Below are 16,622 nucleotides of genomic sequence, written 5' to 3'. Positions count from 1 at the left end.
GGACCCTAACGTCGGGGCCATGAGCCCGCTCGACCGCCTCAAGGACCTCACCCGCCCCACGGGGCAGGAGGATCTTCTCGACGTCGCCTACCCCACCCCACGCCTGCATCTCAGCGTCCGTCACGCCGTCCTCGCCGCCCTGAGCGTCGTCGTGGTCGTCGGCGTGCTGCTCGTTGCCCAGTCCCGCACCCCCGAGCCCGTGGCCTTCGAGGCCCCCGCTGTGGAGGCCCCACCTGCGGACCAGGAGGAGCTGGTGGTCTCCGTCGTCGGCGCGGTGGTGGAGCCCGGTCTGCTCACCCTCGCCCCCGGCGCGCGGGTGCACGACGCGCTGCAGCAGGTCAGCCCGCTTCCCGACGCCGACCTCACCGCCCTCAACCTCGCCCAGAAACTCACGGACGGCCAGCAGCTGGTCGTCCCGGTGGTGGGGGTGACGCCCGCGGAGGCGTCCTCGGGGATCTCCCTCAACTCCGCCACCGAGTCCGAGCTCACCGCACTGCCCGGCGTCGGCCCCGCCACCGCTGCCGCCATCGTCGCCCACCGCGAGTCCACGGGCGGTTTCGGCAGCGTCGAGCAGCTTCTCGACGTCCGCGGCATCGGACCCGCCAAGTTCGAGTCCCTCCGCGACCAGGTCACCCTGTGAGCGAACTCCGCCTGCTGCCCGCCGCGGTGGTGGTGTGGGCGGTCGCGCTGACGCTGCTTCTCGACGTCCCCCTCCTCACCCTTCTCCTCCTCCTCGTCCCCACCGGGCTGTTCCTCGGGAGGCAGGCGGGGCAGGCGCTGTTCACCGGGGTGCTCGGCGGGCTGGCCGCCGCCGCGACGTGGTGGCGGCAGCGTCTGGCGGCGGCGTGGACCGCGCCGGAGGAGTTCATCGGCCGCGTGGTGAACACCGGCCCCGGCCTCGTGCGCCTCCGCGCCCCCGAACACCCGGCGCTGCTCACCGTGTTCACCACGGACACGGCCGAGCAGGGGTCGCTGGTGTCCGTCCACGCCACCTGGTCCCCCTCCCGCCGCCCCGGCCTCGCAGAGGTGGTGGGCAACGGCGACCTCACGGTGCTGGCGGAGCCGACGGGGATGGCGGCGACGGTCCGGGCGTCGCTCCGGGCGGCCGTCGACGCGACGGTGGGGGAGTCCTCGCGGGGCCTCATCCCGGGGATGGTGCTCGGTGACGTCTCCGCCCAGTCCGGGGCGGAACAGCAGCTGTACACCGACACGGGCCTCTCGCACCTCAGCGCGGTGTCGGGTGCCAACGTCGCCATCGTCACCACCGCCGCCGTGCTGGCCTGCCGGCTGCTCACCCTCGGGCCCCGTGCCCAGGTGGGGGCGGCGGTCCTGTCCCTGGCGGTCTTCGTCGGTCTGGTGGGCACGGAGCCCTCGGTGCTGCGGGCCTCCGTCACCGGGCTCGTCGGCCTGCTCGCGGTCCTGGGCTCCACCCGTCTGGAGCCGATCCACGGACTCTGCCTGGCGGTCATCGGGCTCGTCCTGTGGGACCCCGACCTGGCCGTCAGCTACGGTTTCGCGCTCTCCGTGGCGGCGACCGCCGGGATCATCGCCCTGCACCCGCTGCTCTACCCGGCCCTGGCACGCACCCGGCTACCGGACATTCTCGTCCGCGCCTTGGCGGTGGCGATCGCGGCGGACCTGGTCACCCTCCCGCTCATCGCGCTGATGGCCGGGGAGGTGTCGGTGGTCTCCGTGCTGGCCAACGTGCTCGTGGCCCCGGCGGTGGCACCCGTGACCGTGCTGGGGCTCCTCGCCGCCGGTCTGGCACTCATTCCCGGGCCGCTGGCCTGGCTCCCGCTGACGCTCCTCGAGCCGTGCACGTGGTGGATCCACACGGTCGCCACCTGGTGCGCCGGGCTGCCGGTATCGACCGTGCCCGCCGGACCCGTGTGGGTGCTCCTCGCCTACGGCTGGATCCTCGCCGGGCTGCTCGCGGGCCGCTCCTGGATGACCCTCCTCATCGTGGCCGCGTGGTGGGCGTGGAACGCCGACCTCTCCCGCCCGCCGCCGGAGGTCCCGCTGGAGGGCCTGGTGGTGCACGTCGTCGAGAAGCTCGGGGAGGTGGAGCACGCCCCCGCCGGAACCCAGGTGATCGTCGTGCTCGACCCCGCCGGCAGCCCGGCGACCCGGCCCACGGTCACCCGCGAGGGGGTGCCCGTGCTGTTCCCGCACCGCGACGGCGAGGTCACCCTCCACACGGACGGCTCGCAGCACGCCCGCGACGGGAGGTTCTAAGGTGGTTCCCATGACAGTCGCGCCCGTCCATCTCATCCTCGGCGAAGAGGACTTCATCGGCGAACGTATCCGCCGTTCGATCCTCGATCAGCTGCGTGCGCAGGCACCCGACCTCGAACTGACCGTCATGCGCGCCTCGGAGGTCAGCGGTCCCGAGCTCATCGACGCCACCAGCCCCTCCCTGTTCGGCGAGGACCGCGCGGTGATCATCACCCACACCGAGGTTGCCGGCAAGGAACCTAACGAGCTGCTGCTGGCCACCTGCAGGAGCGTCGCGCCGGGCATCACGATCATCATCCACCACACCGGCGGTGGACGGCAGAAGGCGATGGTGGCCAAGTACCGGAAGCTCGCCGAGGTCCACGAGGCGAACCCGCTCAAGCCCGGCGACCGCCCCGCCTGGGTGACCAACGAGTTCCGCTCCCACGGCGTGCGCCCCACCCCGGACGTCATCCACGCCCTGCTCGAGGGCGTCGGCTCGGATCTGCGGGAGCTCGCCTCCGCGGTGTCGCAGCTGGTCTCGGACACCGACGGGGAGGTGACCGTCGAGACGGTCCGCAACTACTACGAGGGCGTCGCCGAGGTGTCGGGCTTCGACATCGCCGACCTCGCCGTCACGGGGCAGACCGCCCGGGCGGTCGCCAGTTGCCGACGTGCCCTCCAGCTGGGCATGCACCCGGTCGCCCTGGCCACGGCCCTGAGCATGAAGGTCGCCGGTATCGCCCGTCTGTACTCGACGCGCACCACCAACTTCAACGCGCTGGCCGGGCAGGTCGGCATGCCGCCGTGGCTGGCGGAGAAGACCTCCCGGGTGGCCCGCCGCTGGACCGGGGACAACGTCTCCAAGGCCGTCATCCTCATGGCGGAGCTCGACGCGGAGGTCAAGGGACAGGGCGGCGACCCGGAGTTCGCGATCGAGCACGCCGTGCGACGCGTCTCCGAACTCGCTGGCTAGAATTGACCCCATGACCGAGATCCCCGACGACGTGCGCGAGTTCGCCACGCGTCTCTTCGACATGGCCCGCACCGGTGACGACGCCCTCATCGAGTACCTCGACAACGGCGTCAGCCCGGACCTGGCCAACCAGGACGGCAACACCCTCCTCATGCTCGCCGCCTACGCCGGACACAACGGCATCGTGCAGGCGCTGGTGGAGCGCGGGGCGGACGTCGACAAGCAGAACAACCGCGGACAGACCCCGCTGGCGGGCGCGGTGTTCAAGAAGTACGACGAGGTCGTCGACACGCTCGTGGCTGCGGGAGCCGATCCGCAGGCGGGTGCGCCCTCCGCCGTGGAGACCGCCCGACTGTTCCAGATGCACGACGCACTGGTCCGCCTCGGCGCCACGGAGTGAGCCCCGCGCAGTGGGGCGCACTCCTCATCCTGAACATCGCGGGCGCGGCGTCACCCGGGCCTGACATCCTGCTCATCACGCGGACGGCCATCCGCTCGCGTCGGCACGCCGTGGCTACGGTCCTGGGCATCCAGGTCGGGGTCCTGTTCTGGTGCACCCTCACCGTCCTCGGTTTCGCGGCCCTGCTGACGGCGTTCCCGGCGATCCTGGGATTCCTCCAGCTCATCGGCGGCGCCTGGCTGGTGTGGATGGGCTACGGCATGGTGTCCGGCGGCCTGAGCGAACGGAAGTCCCCGCCCGCCGACCTCGAGGAGGCCCAGGCCCGCCTCGGCAGGCTGCGCCACGCCTTCCTCCACGGGCTGACCACCAACCTGTCGAACCCGAAGATCGTGCTGTTCCTCTCCGCGCTCATCGCCCCGCTGCTGCCGGCGTCCCCGTCGGTGTGGCTGGCGATCGGCGTGGTGGCGATGCTCTCGATCTCGTCGGTCATCCTGCAGCTCGGCATGGCCCTGCTGGTGTCCACCCCGGCGATGCGGCAGAAGCTCCTGCGTGCCGGACCGTGGATCGACGTGATCTCCGGGGTGTTCTTCCTCGTCGCCGGCTTGGTGCTCGTGTGGAACGGCATGGAGGATCTGCAGAGGTAGATCGCCGGTGAGGATCGCGCCCCGGGGGCGTCGAGAAGCACGATGTTCACCGGCGATCGACAACAAAAAACCCGGTCCGAGGACCGGGTTTTTCTCAGAAGTGCTTTAGCCGAGCTTGTTGAAGGCCAGGGCCATGGCGGACTTCTTGTTGGCGGCGTTGTTGCGGTGGAACACGCCCTTGGTCACAGCCTTGTCCAGAGCGCGGGAGGCGACGCGCAGCTGAGCCTCGGCTGCAGCCTTGTCGCCGGCCTCGATGGTCTCGCGGAACTTGCGGATCTCGGTGCGCACGGCGGAGCGGACGGTCTGGTTGCGGACGCGTGCCTTCTCGTTGGTGATGTTGCGCTTGATCTGGGACTTGATGTTTGCCATGAAGATACCTCTTGGGATTCGAAGAAATGGTGTCGGTAACCCACCAGCGGACATGTCCCGCGACCTGCTGACCAGCAGCGATCGCTCGGCGTCGGTGTTCGATGAACGGACCCAAGGTCCTGCCCGTCCCGACCGGCGCGCCCGGAAGTGAATAACAGCGGAAATACTAGCAGTCCGACCAGCGGAAACCCAAACCGCTATCCCCAGTGGTAGTGGTTGCGCAGGCGGTTGGCGATGCGCTCGAATCGGCGCTGCGGGAACAGCGCCCCCTGGCGGCGGACGCCCTGTTCGGAGACCTCGAGAACCCGGTCGAGGCGGATCCAGCACTGCCGGCCGGAGGCGTCCCACTCGCCGGCCCCGATGTCGAGCCACGTCTCCGCGCCCGCGTGTTTCGGGTTGGGGGAGATGAGCAGGCCGAGGATGGTGTGGCGGTCGCGGCCGATGACGAGCATGGCGCGTTCCCGCGGCGGCAGGTCGGGGCCGTCGGAGGGGGCCCAGATCCACACGACCTCGCCGGGTTCTGCCTGGCCGTCCATGTCGGGGGCGTAATAGATGTTGCGGCTCATCCGTTCGGTGGCCTCGACGCGGATGTTCGCGGCGGCGGCACGGACGGCCTCGGGCTTGAGTCCGGTGTTGAGGCCGAGGCGTTCGTTGATGCGGGCCAGGCCGGAGTCGAGGGGGGAGGCGGTCGGTCCGATCAGCACCGAGCGGACGCGGTCGAGCAGGGAGGGGCGGTCGGACTGGGGCAGCGCGGGCCGGTGGACTCCCCGTGAGCCGTTGCTGTTGGTGCCCATGTGTCTGCCGCTCCTTCCGTGGCGGGTGGTGGATTGTTGTCCCAGTGTATCGGGGGAAAGTCCTCCGCGGCTAGAGCGTGTTACGAAAATCCGGTGAGTGAGACCGGCGTGTCATAAACAGCAACGAGGGTCTCCCCGCGCACGCTGTTGGTGTCGAATCATCAACGCTCGCAAGGAAACCCTCGTTGCCTACTGTACCGCCCTCAGCACGCCATGACCTCACCGACGCTGAATGGGACCTGCTTGTCCCACTGCTACCGGCCCCGTCACGGCGGGGACGCCCCCGCACCTGGGACCTACGGTCCCTGGTCAACGGCATCTTCTTTCGCATCCGCACCGGCTGCCCGTGGCGCGATGTCCATGAGCGCTACGGCCCCTGGTGGCGGGTCCACGATCTGTTCGCCCGGCTGCGGGCCAACGGAGTATGGGAGAACGTGCACACCCGGCTGCTCACCCACGCCCAGGAGAAAGGAAAACTCTCCTGGGAGGTCAGCGTGGATTCCACAACCACCCGTGGACATATCCACGCCGCGGGTGCACGGAAAGACAGCCCCCTCCGCCACCCGGGGGAGCCGGATCATCATGGGTTCGGCCGCTCGCGGGGCGGGTGGTCGACCAAGATCCATGTGGCCATTGACGCTGACTGCGGGGTGCTGTCCTTTGCGATCACCCCAGGTCAAGCCGGTGATGGTCCACAGATGGTGCGGGTACTGGAGAAAATCCGGGTGCCGTCCGCCACGCGTGGTCGGCCGCGGAAACGACCCGAGCGGGTGTTGGCGGACAAGGCGTATTCCTCACGGGCGAACCGGGCGTGGTTGCGGGCGCGGGGGATCAAGGCGACGATCTCCCAGCCGAAGGACCAGGTCGCCAACCGTCGGCGCAGGGGGTCGGCCGGTGGCCGACCCCCTGCCTTCGATGCCGTGGCTTACCAGCGGCGTAATGCCGTGGAGCGGGGTATCAACCGGATCAAGCAGCATCGTGGGTGTGCCACGCGTTTCGACAAGTTAGCGGTGCATTTCGAGGCCACGGTGCAGTTGGCGAATATCCGCTACTGGCTGAAACGACTTTCGTAACACCCTCTAGGCCACTTAAGTAATGGGCGCGACTTCGGTAGAGTGGGGGAGTCATACCAGAAGGGAACCTCCACCACACATGGCGAAGAACTTTGCGGAGCAGACGTTCACCGATCCCTCCCGGATCCGTAATTTCTGCATCATCGCGCACATCGACCACGGCAAGTCCACGCTCGCCGACCGAATCCTGCAGCTGTCCAACGTCGTCGAGGCACGCGACATGCGTGACCAGTACCTCGACAACATGGACATCGAGCGGGAGCGCGGCATCACCATCAAGGCGCAGAACGTGCGTCTGCCGTGGATCCCGCAGTCGGGTGAGTTCGCGGGCCAGGAGATCGTCATGCAGATGATCGACACCCCGGGTCACGTCGACTTCACGTACGAGGTCTCCCGCGCCCTCGAGGCGTGTGAGGGTGCGATCCTGCTTGTCGACGCCGCCCAGGGCATCGAGGCGCAGACCCTCGCGAACCTCTACATGGCGATGGACAAGGACCTGGAGATCATCCCGGTCCTCAACAAGATCGACCTGCCGGCGGCGGACCCGGAGAAGTACGCCCTCGAGGTCGCCAACATCATCGGCTGCGAGCCGGAGGACGTGCTGCGCGTGTCCGGCAAGACCGGCCAGGGCGTGCCGGAGCTGCTGGACAAGGTCGCGGAGCTCATCCCGGCCCCGACCTCGGAGAACGGCCCCGACGCCCCGGCGCGTGCCATGATCTTCGACTCCGTCTACGACACCTACCGCGGCGTGGTCACCTACATCCGCATGATGGACGGCAAGCTGACCCCGCGTCAGCGTCTGACCATGATGTCCACGGGTGCGAACCACGAGCTCCTCGAGATCGGCATCGTCTCCCCGACGCCGAAGAAGTGCGCGGGCCTCGGCCCGGGCGAGGTCGGCTACCTCATCACCGGCGTGAAGGACGTGCGTCAGTCGAAGGTCGGTGACACCGTCACCTGGGCGGAGAAGGGCGCCACCGAGCCGCTGCAGGGCTACGCCGAGCCGAAGCCGATGGTCTACTCGGGCCTGTTCCCGATCTCCCAGGCCGATTTCCCGGCCCTGCGTGAGGCCCTGGAGAAGCTGCAGCTCAACGACGCCTCCCTCACCTGGGAGCCGGAGACCTCCGTGGCCCTGGGCTTCGGTTTCCGCTGCGGCTTCCTCGGCCTGCTCCACATGGAGATCACCCGTGACCGCCTGGAGCGCGAGTTCGACCTCGACCTCATCTCCACCTCCCCGTCGGTGGACTACCGCGTCATCGCGGAGGACGGCACCGAGCACCATGTGCACAACCCCTCCGACTGGCCGGGCGGCAAGCTGCAGGAGATCTACGAGCCGATGGTCAACGTCACCATCATCGTGCCCTCCGAGTTCGTCGGCTCCACCATGGAGCTGTGCCAGGCCAAGCGTGGCGAGATGAAGAACATGGACTACCTGTCCGAGGACCGCGTCGAGCTGCGTTACCTCATGCCGCTGGGCGAGATCATCTTCGACTTCTTCGACATGCTCAAGTCCCGCACCAAGGGTTACGCCTCCCTCAACTACGAGGAGGCCGGCGAGCAGACCGCCGACCTGGTCAAGGTGGATATCCTGCTGCAGGGTGAGCCGGTGGACGCGTTCTCGGCGATCGTCCACAAGGACAACGCCCAGTGGTACGGCAACAAGATGACCGTGAAGCTCAAGGAGCTCATCCCCCGCCAGCAGTTCGAGGTGCCGGTCCAGGCGGCGATCGGTTCCCGCGTCATCGCGCGTGAGAACATCCGTGCCCTGCGCAAGGACGTCCTGGCCAAGTGCTACGGCGGTGACATCTCCCGTAAGCGCAAGCTCCTGGAGAAGCAGAAGGCCGGTAAGAAGCGCATGAAGAACATCGGTTCCGTCTCCGTGCCGCAGGAGGCCTTCGTCGCGGCGCTGTCGACCGACGGCGACTGAGATCAAACCCGATATGCGGTGATGAGACCGAGCACGCGAAATGAGGAAGTAATACCCAGGCTTCGAGACACGGATCTGCCGTATAGGCAGGTTGGGCTTCTACACGTGTCCGTGGAACAACAGCGCTAACTTGATGCGAGAATCCACCTGAAACTTCTTTATTAGATGGCTAACTCGATTCTTGATTGTTGACTCAGCGTAATGAAGTTCCGAGGCTATCTGTCGATTTGACATTCCCGATGAGAGCAGGGAAAGAATGGAGTAATCCGTAGGCGACAAAGACTCCATCGAAACTTGCTTACGTCCGGCCATGGAGAGTTGTACGAGCCGACTCACGCAGGAAGGCGAAAGAGCTGTTCCGCCTGAATAGGCGTCTCGTACTGCGGTAACCATTTTTTCAGGGGACGCGTCTTTGAGGATATAGCCCGAAGCGCCCGCTCTCAAAACCTCAATCATTGCGGTGTCGGAGTCGTACGACGTCATCGCAACAAAGCAAATGTTCTCTGATAACTCTCGAACCCGTTTCAGGAGAGTCAACCCGTCCATGCTCGGCATTCTTAGATCACTCAGAATTAGATTTATGTCGTTGTTCTTAAGGGACTCCAAAGCCAAATGGCCGTCGGGGGCTGTGTCTGCTACGGAAATATCGCTTATGCTCTCGAAATAGGCTGGTAGTGCGTGACGCACAATTGGGTCGTCATCCGCAATCAACATCCGTATCATTTGGTCTCAGTTCGTTCTGATCGGGGATGTTCGAGAGATACTCTCCAGGTTTTGCCGTGATTATAGACCTTCATTCTTCCGCCCTCCAGATGAAGTTTGGTGGCGTGTTGGGCGATTCCGAGTTGTGAGGATATGACTCGATCACGTGAGATCGAACGCTCCGAGTTTTCGACCTCGAGGTGGACACCACAGGAAGTGTCGAGGCTGACCGTAACAGGTTGTTGAGGGTCTGCATATTTGTGGATGTTTACGAAAGCTTCTCGCATTGCTGCGTTAAAGGAGTGAGGGGTCACGGTGCGAGGGCCTGTGGTCGAGAAAATTACCTCGATTCCCATGGTCCGCAGCGTTCGAATCTGGTCCCAGATGAGCGTGTGGACATCCACTGGCCCATTCGGCGGAAGCATGGAGGGATCCTTCGCTATCTCGACATTGATATTCCGAGCCCCCTCTGCCGCAGAACGTATCAGTGACTTGGCAAGGGGGAGTTGAGCGCAAGTTTCCGCACTCGGTTGTCGAAGGGATGACTGCATGCTTTCTAGCAGTATTACAGCGGAAGACAGTTTGCTGGTGACATTGTCGTGGAGTTCGGAGGAAAGTGGCTCTTCACGATTTAGAGTGCGTTGATCCGGTTGTGTATCTGGCCGGAGTGGATCAGTGACCGCAAGATGTAGTGGTTGAGATTCCTGAACCCCAGAGCAATCCCGCGTAGATGCTCAAGCCGTCCGTTGATCGCCTCGACCGGACCGTTGGACGCCCCGATATCGAAGTACGCCAGGACATCTTCCCGCCGACGCCACAGGGTTCTCCCGAGTTGAGCCAGCTCCTCCAGACCTTTCGGCAAGCCTTTGCGCAGGGTGTTGATGATCCGGTCCATCAACTTCTTGCCCTCCGACTTCTTCGGATGCCCGTACGCCTGGATCACGTCCTGATAGAACATCCACGTCACCTCCAGGGCCACGTAGTCGTCATCGGTGGCCCACAGCATGTCCAGTCGCTGTTTCTGCCGCTCGGTGAGGTAGTCCGTCCTGGTCAGTAGCGTGCGACGGTGCTTGTACAGCGGATCGTCCTTGCGGCCCCGGCGTCCGGTGGTCTCTCGTTGGAGCCGTTGCCGGCATCCGGTGAGCTTGTCAGCTGCCAGATGGACCACGTGAAAGGGATCCATGACCTTGGTGGCGCCCGGGAGGACCTGGTCGACAGCGCTGGCGTAGCCGGTGAACCCGTCCATGGTCACGACCTGCACCTGCTCCCGGAAGCCAGGGTCGCGTTCCTGCAGCCACGTGCGCAGCACGTCTGCGCTGCGGCCTGGGCGGATATCCAGTAGTCGGGCCGGCCCACGTCCGTCGACCAGCGGGGTGAGGTCGACCAGGATCGTCACCAGGTTGGACGGCTGGCCTGGCTTTCGGGTGTGCTTCCAGACATGTTCGTCCACACCGAGGATCCGGACTCCATCGAGGTGGGAAGCATCGGGCCCGAACCCCGGAAAGTGGACACGGGGATTTCATCAAGATGCGATAGTCAGTGTAGCTAATCAGGCGGCTTCGAAGGCGTTCGGCGAGCGGTAGCCGCACCATGAGTGCAAACGTTTCGTGTTGTACCGGGTGCACCACCGAAACACATCCCGGCGGCACACCAGCTGACTTGGAAAAACAGGCTCATCCTGAAGGACTTCCCGCTTCAGTGACGCGTTGAACGACTCCGCCAACGAGTTATCCGCACTCGTCCCGATCGCTCCCATCGACTGGGTGACGCCGAACTGCTCACACAACCTCCGGTACTGCTCAGAGGTATAAACACTGCCGTGATCCGAGTGGAAAATCGCCCCATTCAGGTCTCCTCGTACCTTCCGGGCCATCGTCAGGGCTTCTTCGACCAGTTCGGTGCGCATGTGGTCGGCGATCGCGAAACCGGTCAACTGCCGCGAATAGCAATCAATAACGGTGGCCAGGTACATATTCGACCCGTCCGCGATCGGCAGGTACGTGATATCGCCGACGTAGACCGTGTTCGGCTTGGCTGCGGTGAACCGACGTTTCAACAGGTCCGGGAACTTCGGAACCCGTTTCGCAGACACGGTGGTCTTCACGCGGCGTTTTTTCGTGTAGCCGAACAGACCCATCTGCCGCATCAGCCGGGCCGTGCGCTTGTGATTGACCCGCTGCACAACAACGCCGCCGGCGGAGTTGCCGTCGCTGGAGTTGATAGTCGCAGTCACACGTTTCGCCCCGTAGCAGCCGTTCTCGGCGTTGAAGGTGGTCTTGATCTGCGCTCCCAGCACCGCGTCGGCGACGAGGCGTTGCTGGCGGGCAGGGGCAGCCGATTTCCAGGCGTAGTACGAGGACCGGTTGATCTTCAGAACCTCACATAACCGCTTGACCTCGTAGAAGTCTCGGTGGTCGTCAACAAATCGGAAGCGGTTCACCAATTCGTCTCTTCCGCGAAATATTTAGCCGCCTTGCGCAGGATCTCTCGTTCCTCCCGGAGCTTGGCGTTTTCGCGTTCCAACACGCGGATGCGCTCGGTATCGGAGAGTCCTTCAGCCGGGGTGCGTGCGCTGTTGGCGGCGGCGACGGGGCTGGCGACTTTCTCGCCGTTGGCATTGGTTTTGGTGCCGGTGCCGAAGGAGTCGAGCCAGGTGTGAACCGCTACGGCTTTGTTGCCGCCGTTAGATTGGCTGAGCCACCCTCTCAGGTGACTCGGTAATTCTAGCGTGCCCGGCCCAGTAGGCTTCCTCATACTCCGCGGGTGGGACCATCCCGAGGGTGGAGTGCAGTCGACGGGTGTTGTACCACTGCACCCACGACATCGTCGCCAGCTCCACGTCCACGATCGACTCCAAGCGCTGTGGGGTGAAGATCCGAGAGCCGATGCATTCAGTCTTGTAGAGCCCGTTAATCGACTCCATGAGGGCGTTGTCGTAGGCGTCGCCGACACTGCCGATTGACGGAGTGATGCCCTGCAGCGCCAGATTCTCGGTGAACTTCACCGCCGTGTATTGGCTTCCCGCATCCGAATGATGGGTCAGCTCCCCGGGCACGACCGGATGCTGGGTGCGGTCGCGCTCCCACAGCGCCAGACGCAACGGGATACGCACCAATTCCACTCCACGGGAGGTCTGGGCGTGCCAGCCTACGATGCGCTGCGAGTAGACGTCGACGATAAAAGCGATGTATACCCAGCCAGACGCAGTGTGCACATAGGTGAAATCCGCGATCCACACCCGGTTGGGCGCTTCAGCGGTGAAGTCCCGGTTCAGCAGGTCCGGGGCACGGTCCCCGGGGCCGGGAACCGTGGTCCGCGGTTTCATCCGACGCCTGGAGATACCGTTGACCCCGGCCAGGCGCATCAATCGGTCGACGGTGCAGTGCGCCACCGCATGCCCTTGCCGGCGCAGGTACGCGACCATCTTGCGCCGCCCGTACAAGGATTCCGGTGTGCCTTTCAGATCGTGGAGCGCGTTCAGGATCTGCGCGTCGCTGACGATCCGTGTGGCCGGTGCCGCTTTCTTCCAATAGCGGTAGGTTCTTGCCGCGACCTGCACGCCCTGCTCACGCAGGACACGGCAGATCGACTCGACGGCGAAGCCTTCGTCTCTCATCTGGTCGATGAAGTCGGCGATCAGTGGTTTCGGGGGTCGAGCTCCCCGGCGAAGAAAACCGTGGCCTTCTTCAAAATCTCGTTGGCTTCCCGCAGACGTTTGTTCTCCTTGCGTAGGCGTGCCATTTCCTCGTACTCCTCGGTGGTGACACCGGGGGCGGTGCCAGCGTCGACCTCGGCCTGCCGGACCCAGTTGCGCAGGGTTTCCCGGCTCTTCACGATTCAGAGTGCGTAGCTGACCACGAGGTGGGGCTCGGGGTGGCACAACATATAGGGGCCCTGGCCGGTACAAGATGAGAGTTACGACGCTTTCATCTAACCGAACCAGGACCCTACTGTGCAGCCTACTGGCAATCTCGTCGCCGACACCATCTGCCGCACCGCCGAGATCGGCTTGACGATCACCGGTGCCGCTGACGCCGGTGCCATCACCATCATCGACGCCACACCGGTGGTCGTCACCGGCCTCTGCCCGGACTGCGGGCATGCCGGGAAGTTGCGGGATCACATCCTCCGCCGCCTCGGGCCCGAACCCCGGAAAGTGGACACGGGGATTTCATCAAGATGCGATAGTCAGTGTAGCTAATCAGGCGGCTTCGAAGGCGTTCGGCGAGCGGTAGCCGCACCATGAGTGCAAACGTTTCGTGTTGTACCGGGTGCACCACCGAAACACATCCCGGCGGCACACCAGCTGACTTGGAAAAACAGGCTCATCCTGAAGGACTTCCCGCTTCAGTGACGCGTTGAACGACTCCGCCAACGAGTTATCCGCACTCGTCCCGATCGCTCCCATCGACTGGGTGACGCCGAACTGCTCACACAACCTCCGGTACTGCTCAGAGGTATAAACACTGCCGTGATCCGAGTGGAAAATCGCCCCGTCAAGACTACCTCGGGCCCCGTGGGCCATCGTGAGGGCTTCTTCGACCAGTTCGGTGCGCATGTGGTCGGCGATCGCGAAACCGGTCAACTGCCGCGAATAGCAATCAATAACGGTGGCCAGGTACATATTCGACCCGTCCGCGATCGGCAGGTACGTGATATCGCCGACGTAGACCGTGTTCGGCTTGGCTGCGGTGAACCGACGTTTCAACAGGTCCGGGAACTTCGGAACCCGTTTCGCAGACACGGTGGTCTTCACGCGGCGTTTTTTCGTGTAGCCGAACAGACCCATCTGCCGCATCAGCCGGGCCGTGCGCTTGTGATTGACCCGCTGCACAACAACGCCGCCGGCGGAGTTGCCGTCGCTGGAGTTGATAGTCGCAGTCACACGTTTCGCCCCGTAGCAGCCGTTCTCGGCGTTGAAGGTGGTCTTGATCTGCGCTCCCAGCACCGCGTCGGCGACGAGGCGTTGCTGGCGGGCAGGGGCAGCCGATTTCCAGGCGTAGTACGAGGACCGGTTGATCTTCAGAACCTCACATAACCGCTTGACCTCGTAGAAGTCTCGGTGGTCGTCAACAAATCGGAAGCGGTTCACCAATTCGTCTCTTCCGCGAAATATTTAGCCGCCTTGCGCAGGATCTCTCGTTCCTCCCGGAGCTTGGCGTTTTCGCGTTCCAACACGCGGATGCGCTCGGTATCGGAGAGTCCTTCAGCCGGGGTGCGTGCGCTGTTGGCCGCGGCGACGGGGCTGGCGACTTTCTCGCCGTTGGCGTTGGTTTTGGTGCCGGTGCCGAAGGAGTCGAGCCAGGTGCGCAGGGAGTTGCGGTTGACTCCGAGATCGGAGGCGATCGCGTTGATCGTTGCTCCGGGAGTCGACTCGTACAACGCCACTGCGTCACGCTTGAACTGCTCGGTGTAGGTCTTGCGTGGCATGGTGGAAAGGTACCTCACTTCCCCAGCGAAATGCTGGTTTCAGCGTGTCCACCATCAAGGGGTCAGGTCCCTCGTCGACCTGCCGGTGGTGGGGTTCCCCACCCGTCTGCATGTCCGCGTCCCCCGCTTCCTGTGCACAGCTATCTCCTGCCCGAGGAAGATCTTCCAGGCCACACTCAGCTGTGCTGATGACGGTGCCAAGCTCACCCACCGGGTGACCCGCTGGATCTTGCAGCGCCTGGCGATTGACCGGATGAGTGTGTCCGCCACCGCCAAGGCACTTGGTGTGGGTTGGGCGCTGGTCAACCAGGTCGCACTGGATGCCTGCCGCCAGCTCGTCTATGACGACCCGCACTACCTGGACGGCGTCCGGATCCTCGGGGTCGATGAGCACGTCTGGAAGCACACCCGAAAGCCAGGTCAGCCGTCCAATCTGGTGACGATCCTCGTGGATCTCACCCCGCTGGTCGATGGGCGTGGTCCGGCCCGCCTGCTGGACCTGCGACCCGGACGTAGCGCGGAAGTGCTGCGTACGTGGCTGCAGGAACGCGACCCCGGTTTCCGGGAGCAGGTGCAGGTAGTGACGATGGATGGTTTCACCGGTTACGCCAGCGCTGTGGACCAGGTCCTGCCGGACGCGACCAAGGTCATGGATCCCTTTCACGTAGTCCATCTGGCAGCTGACAAGCTCACCGGATGCCGGCAGCGACTCCAACGGGAGACCACCGGGCGTCGTGGACGGAAAGATGACCCGCTGTACAAGTACCGCCGAACGCTGTTGACCAGGACGAACTACCTGACGCAGCGGCAGAAACAGCGTCTGGACATGTTGTGGGCCACTGATGATGACTACGTGGCACTCGAGGTGACGTGGCTGTTCTATCAGGACATGATTGCGGCGTACGGGCATCCGCAGAAATCAGAAGGCAAAAAGCTGATGAGCAGGGTGATCAACAGCCTGCGTAAGGGACTGCCCGCCGGATTGGAGGAACTCGCCCAACTGGGACGGACCTTGTGGCGCCGGCGTGAGGATGTGCTCGCCTATTTCGATATCGGTGCGTCCAACGGGCCGGTCGAGGCCATCAACGGCAGGCTCGAGCACCTGCGGGGAATTGCCCTGGGGTTCAGGAATCTCAACCACTACATATTGAGGTGCCTGATCCACTCCGGGCAGCTGCAGGGGAAGATCAACGCACTCTAAATCGTGAAGAGCCGGTTTCCCGGGATACCCCGAGCTCGCTACCGATGGCGGTGCAGGTGGCGGTCAGTGACCGGTAGTCTTCGCGGTGCTGCTGGACCATCCGGACGGCCCGGGCTTTGAACTCGGGGTCGTAGGACTTTTTCATGCTGGTGATCCTTCCTCATTGGAAGGCGGCAAGAAACCCGTGACGGTTCAGTGCGCAGGGAGTTGCGGTTGACTCCGAGATCGGAGGCGATCGCGTTGACCGTGGCTCCGGGAGTCGACTCGTACAACACCACTGCGTCACGCTTGAACTGCTCGGTGTAGGTCTTGCGTGGCATGGTGGAAAGGTACCTCACTTCCCCAGCGAAATGCTGGTTTCAGCGTGTCCACCATCAAGGGGTCAGGTCCATCGTCGTAGACGAGCTGGCGGCAGGCATCCAGTGCGACCTGGTTGACCAGCTCCCACCCGACGCCCAGCGCTGTGGCGGTCGCAGCCACGCTCATCCGGTCAATCGCTAGTCGCTGGAGGACCCAGCGGGTGACGCGGTGGGTGAGCTTGGATCGGTCATCCGCGCAGGCCAGTGAAGCCTGGAAGATCTTGCGGGGACAGGACGCCATCGTGCACAGGAATCTGGGGACGCGCACATGCAGGCGGGTGGGGAACCCCACCACCGGCAGGTCGACCAGAGTCCGGACCACGTGATCACGTTTCGTCCCGGGGTGTCCGCACTCGGGACAGGTGGTGGCCACGGCCACCGGGGTGGCGTCGATGATGGTGATGTTGCCGGCGTCAGCGGCTCCGGTGATGGTCAGGCCGATTTCTGCCGTGCGGCAGATGGTGTCGGCGACGAGGTTGCCACTAGGCTGCACAGTAGGGTCCTGGTTCGGTCAGATGGAAGCTTCGCAACTC

General features: G+C 64.4%; 11 protein-coding genes and 7 pseudogenes. 9 read left to right on the top strand and 9 right to left on the bottom strand.

Annotation, left to right across the window (positions count from 1 at the left end; all coding sequences use genetic code 11):
• Nucleotides 1–19 precede the first annotated feature (19 nt).
• The 5 genes from B842_RS10065 to B842_RS10045 are packed head-to-tail and all read left to right on the top strand — an operon-like array spanning nt 20 to nt 4,234.
• Complete coding sequence (locus B842_RS10065; protein WP_040086470.1) at nt 20–640, top strand: ComEA family DNA-binding protein; 621 nt, start codon at nt 20–22, stop codon at nt 638–640.
• Nucleotides 637–2,235 (top strand): ComEC/Rec2 family competence protein, encoded by a 1,599-nt coding sequence (locus tag B842_RS10060; protein ID WP_040086468.1) that lies wholly within the window; start codon nt 637–639, stop codon nt 2,233–2,235. Before B842_RS10065 ends, B842_RS10060 begins: the two co-directional genes overlap by 4 nt.
• Nucleotides 2,236–2,245: 10 nt before the next feature.
• Entirely contained in the window at nt 2,246–3,190 is a 945-nt protein-coding gene (gene holA, locus B842_RS10055) for a DNA polymerase III subunit delta (protein ID WP_040086467.1), read from the top strand.
• 10 nt (nt 3,191–3,200) lie between these two features.
• On the top strand, nt 3,201–3,590 hold the full coding sequence (locus B842_RS10050) for an ankyrin repeat domain-containing protein (protein WP_040086466.1): 390 nt from the start codon (nt 3,201–3,203) through the stop codon (nt 3,588–3,590).
• Nucleotides 3,587–4,234, top strand: coding sequence for a LysE family translocator (locus B842_RS10045; RefSeq protein ID WP_040086465.1), 648 nt, complete (start codon nt 3,587–3,589; stop codon nt 4,232–4,234). The genes B842_RS10050 and B842_RS10045 overlap by 4 nt, the downstream gene beginning before the upstream one ends.
• A 105-nt stretch (nt 4,235–4,339) precedes the next feature.
• On the opposite strand, the gene rpsT is transcribed toward B842_RS10045, so the two are convergent.
• Both rpsT and B842_RS10035 read right to left on the bottom strand, forming a co-directional pair.
• Complete coding sequence (rpsT, locus tag B842_RS10040) at nt 4,340–4,603, bottom strand: 30S ribosomal protein S20 (protein WP_040086463.1); 264 nt, start codon at nt 4,601–4,603, stop codon at nt 4,340–4,342.
• 197 nt (nt 4,604–4,800) lie between these two features.
• Entirely contained in the window at nt 4,801–5,397 is a 597-nt protein-coding gene (locus B842_RS10035) for a type II toxin-antitoxin system PemK/MazF family toxin (protein WP_082028431.1), read from the bottom strand.
• Between the two features lie 185 nt (nt 5,398–5,582).
• Here B842_RS10035 and B842_RS10030 point away from each other — a divergent pair, with 185 nt between their 5' ends.
• Together B842_RS10030 and lepA are read left to right on the top strand one after the other, a co-directional pair.
• Nucleotides 5,583–6,470, top strand: coding sequence for an IS5 family transposase (locus B842_RS10030; protein ID WP_040084736.1), 888 nt, complete (start codon nt 5,583–5,585; stop codon nt 6,468–6,470).
• Nucleotides 6,471–6,549: 79 nt separating this feature from the next.
• A complete protein-coding gene (lepA, locus tag B842_RS10025) occupies nt 6,550–8,397 on the top strand; it encodes a translation elongation factor 4 (RefSeq protein ID WP_040086461.1) in 1,848 nt (615 codons plus the stop codon).
• A 99-nt stretch (nt 8,398–8,496) separates the two neighbouring features.
• Here the strand turns inward: lepA and B842_RS14145 are convergent, their stop codons facing one another.
• From B842_RS14145 to B842_RS10010, 4 genes and pseudogenes are all read right to left on the bottom strand, one after another.
• Nucleotides 8,497–9,111: a response regulator gene (locus B842_RS14145; protein ID WP_169744861.1), complete on the bottom strand. Its 615-nt coding sequence runs from the start codon at nt 9,109–9,111 to the stop codon at nt 8,497–8,499.
• A gap of 619 nt (nt 9,112–9,730) precedes the next feature.
• Nucleotides 9,731–10,585 (bottom strand): annotated as a pseudogene (locus tag B842_RS10020) (ISL3 family transposase); the annotation flags it as partial.
• Between the two features lie 63 nt (nt 10,586–10,648).
• Nucleotides 10,649–11,751: pseudogene (locus B842_RS10015) on the bottom strand (IS3 family transposase); the annotation flags it as partial.
• Nucleotides 11,752–11,782: 31 nt separating this feature from the next.
• Nucleotides 11,783–12,921 (bottom strand): annotated as a pseudogene (locus tag B842_RS10010) (IS3 family transposase); the annotation flags it as partial.
• A 130-nt stretch (nt 12,922–13,051) separates the two neighbouring features.
• Between B842_RS10010 and B842_RS13990 the strand changes: the two are divergent.
• Nucleotides 13,052–13,237, top strand: a pseudogene (locus B842_RS13990) (ISL3 family transposase); the annotation flags it as partial.
• 63 nt (nt 13,238–13,300) lie between these two features.
• Here the strand turns inward: B842_RS13990 and B842_RS09995 are convergent.
• Nucleotides 13,301–14,529, bottom strand: a protein-coding gene (locus tag B842_RS09995; protein WP_156119467.1) for an IS3 family transposase whose coding sequence is annotated in 2 segments (ribosomal slippage) — nt 13,301–14,202 and nt 14,202–14,529 — 1,230 coding nt in all. Because the reading frame shifts where the segments join, the coding sequence is not laid out codon by codon here.
• Between the two features lie 64 nt (nt 14,530–14,593).
• Here B842_RS09995 and B842_RS09985 point away from each other — a divergent pair.
• Nucleotides 14,594–15,730 (top strand): annotated as a pseudogene (locus tag B842_RS09985) (ISL3 family transposase); the annotation flags it as partial.
• A gap of 197 nt (nt 15,731–15,927) precedes the next feature.
• On the opposite strand, the pseudogene B842_RS13725 reads toward B842_RS09985, so the two are convergent.
• Nucleotides 15,928–16,050: pseudogene (locus tag B842_RS13725) on the bottom strand (transposase); the annotation flags it as partial.
• A 70-nt stretch (nt 16,051–16,120) separates the two neighbouring features.
• A pseudogene (locus B842_RS09980) lies at nt 16,121–16,582 on the bottom strand (transposase family protein); the annotation flags it as partial.
• Nucleotides 16,583–16,622: the final 40 nt, after the last annotated feature.

This window comes from Corynebacterium humireducens NBRC 106098 = DSM 45392, from assembly GCF_000819445.1.
Lineage (GTDB): Bacteria > Actinomycetota > Actinomycetes > Mycobacteriales > Mycobacteriaceae > Corynebacterium > Corynebacterium humireducens.
Note: the sequence above shows the minus strand (reverse complement) of the source record. Positions and strands in the feature narration are given on the sequence as shown.

Coding starts and splice junctions, on each gene's coding strand:
- B842_RS10065 (WP_040086470.1), top strand. CDS start 20: ATGAGCCCGCTCGACCGCCTCAAGGACCTCACCCGCCCCACGGGGCAG.
- holA (WP_040086467.1), top strand. CDS start 2,246: ATGACAGTCGCGCCCGTCCATCTCATCCTCGGCGAAGAGGACTTCATC.
- B842_RS10050 (WP_040086466.1), top strand. CDS start 3,201: ATGACCGAGATCCCCGACGACGTGCGCGAGTTCGCCACGCGTCTCTTC.
- rpsT (WP_040086463.1), bottom strand. CDS start 4,603: ATGGCAAACATCAAGTCCCAGATCAAGCGCAACATCACCAACGAGAAG.
- B842_RS10035 (WP_082028431.1), bottom strand. CDS start 5,397: ATGGGCACCAACAGCAACGGCTCACGGGGAGTCCACCGGCCCGCGCTG.
- lepA (WP_040086461.1), top strand. CDS start 6,550: ATGGCGAAGAACTTTGCGGAGCAGACGTTCACCGATCCCTCCCGGATC.
- B842_RS14145 (WP_169744861.1), bottom strand. CDS start 9,111: ATGTTGATTGCGGATGACGACCCAATTGTGCGTCACGCACTACCAGCC.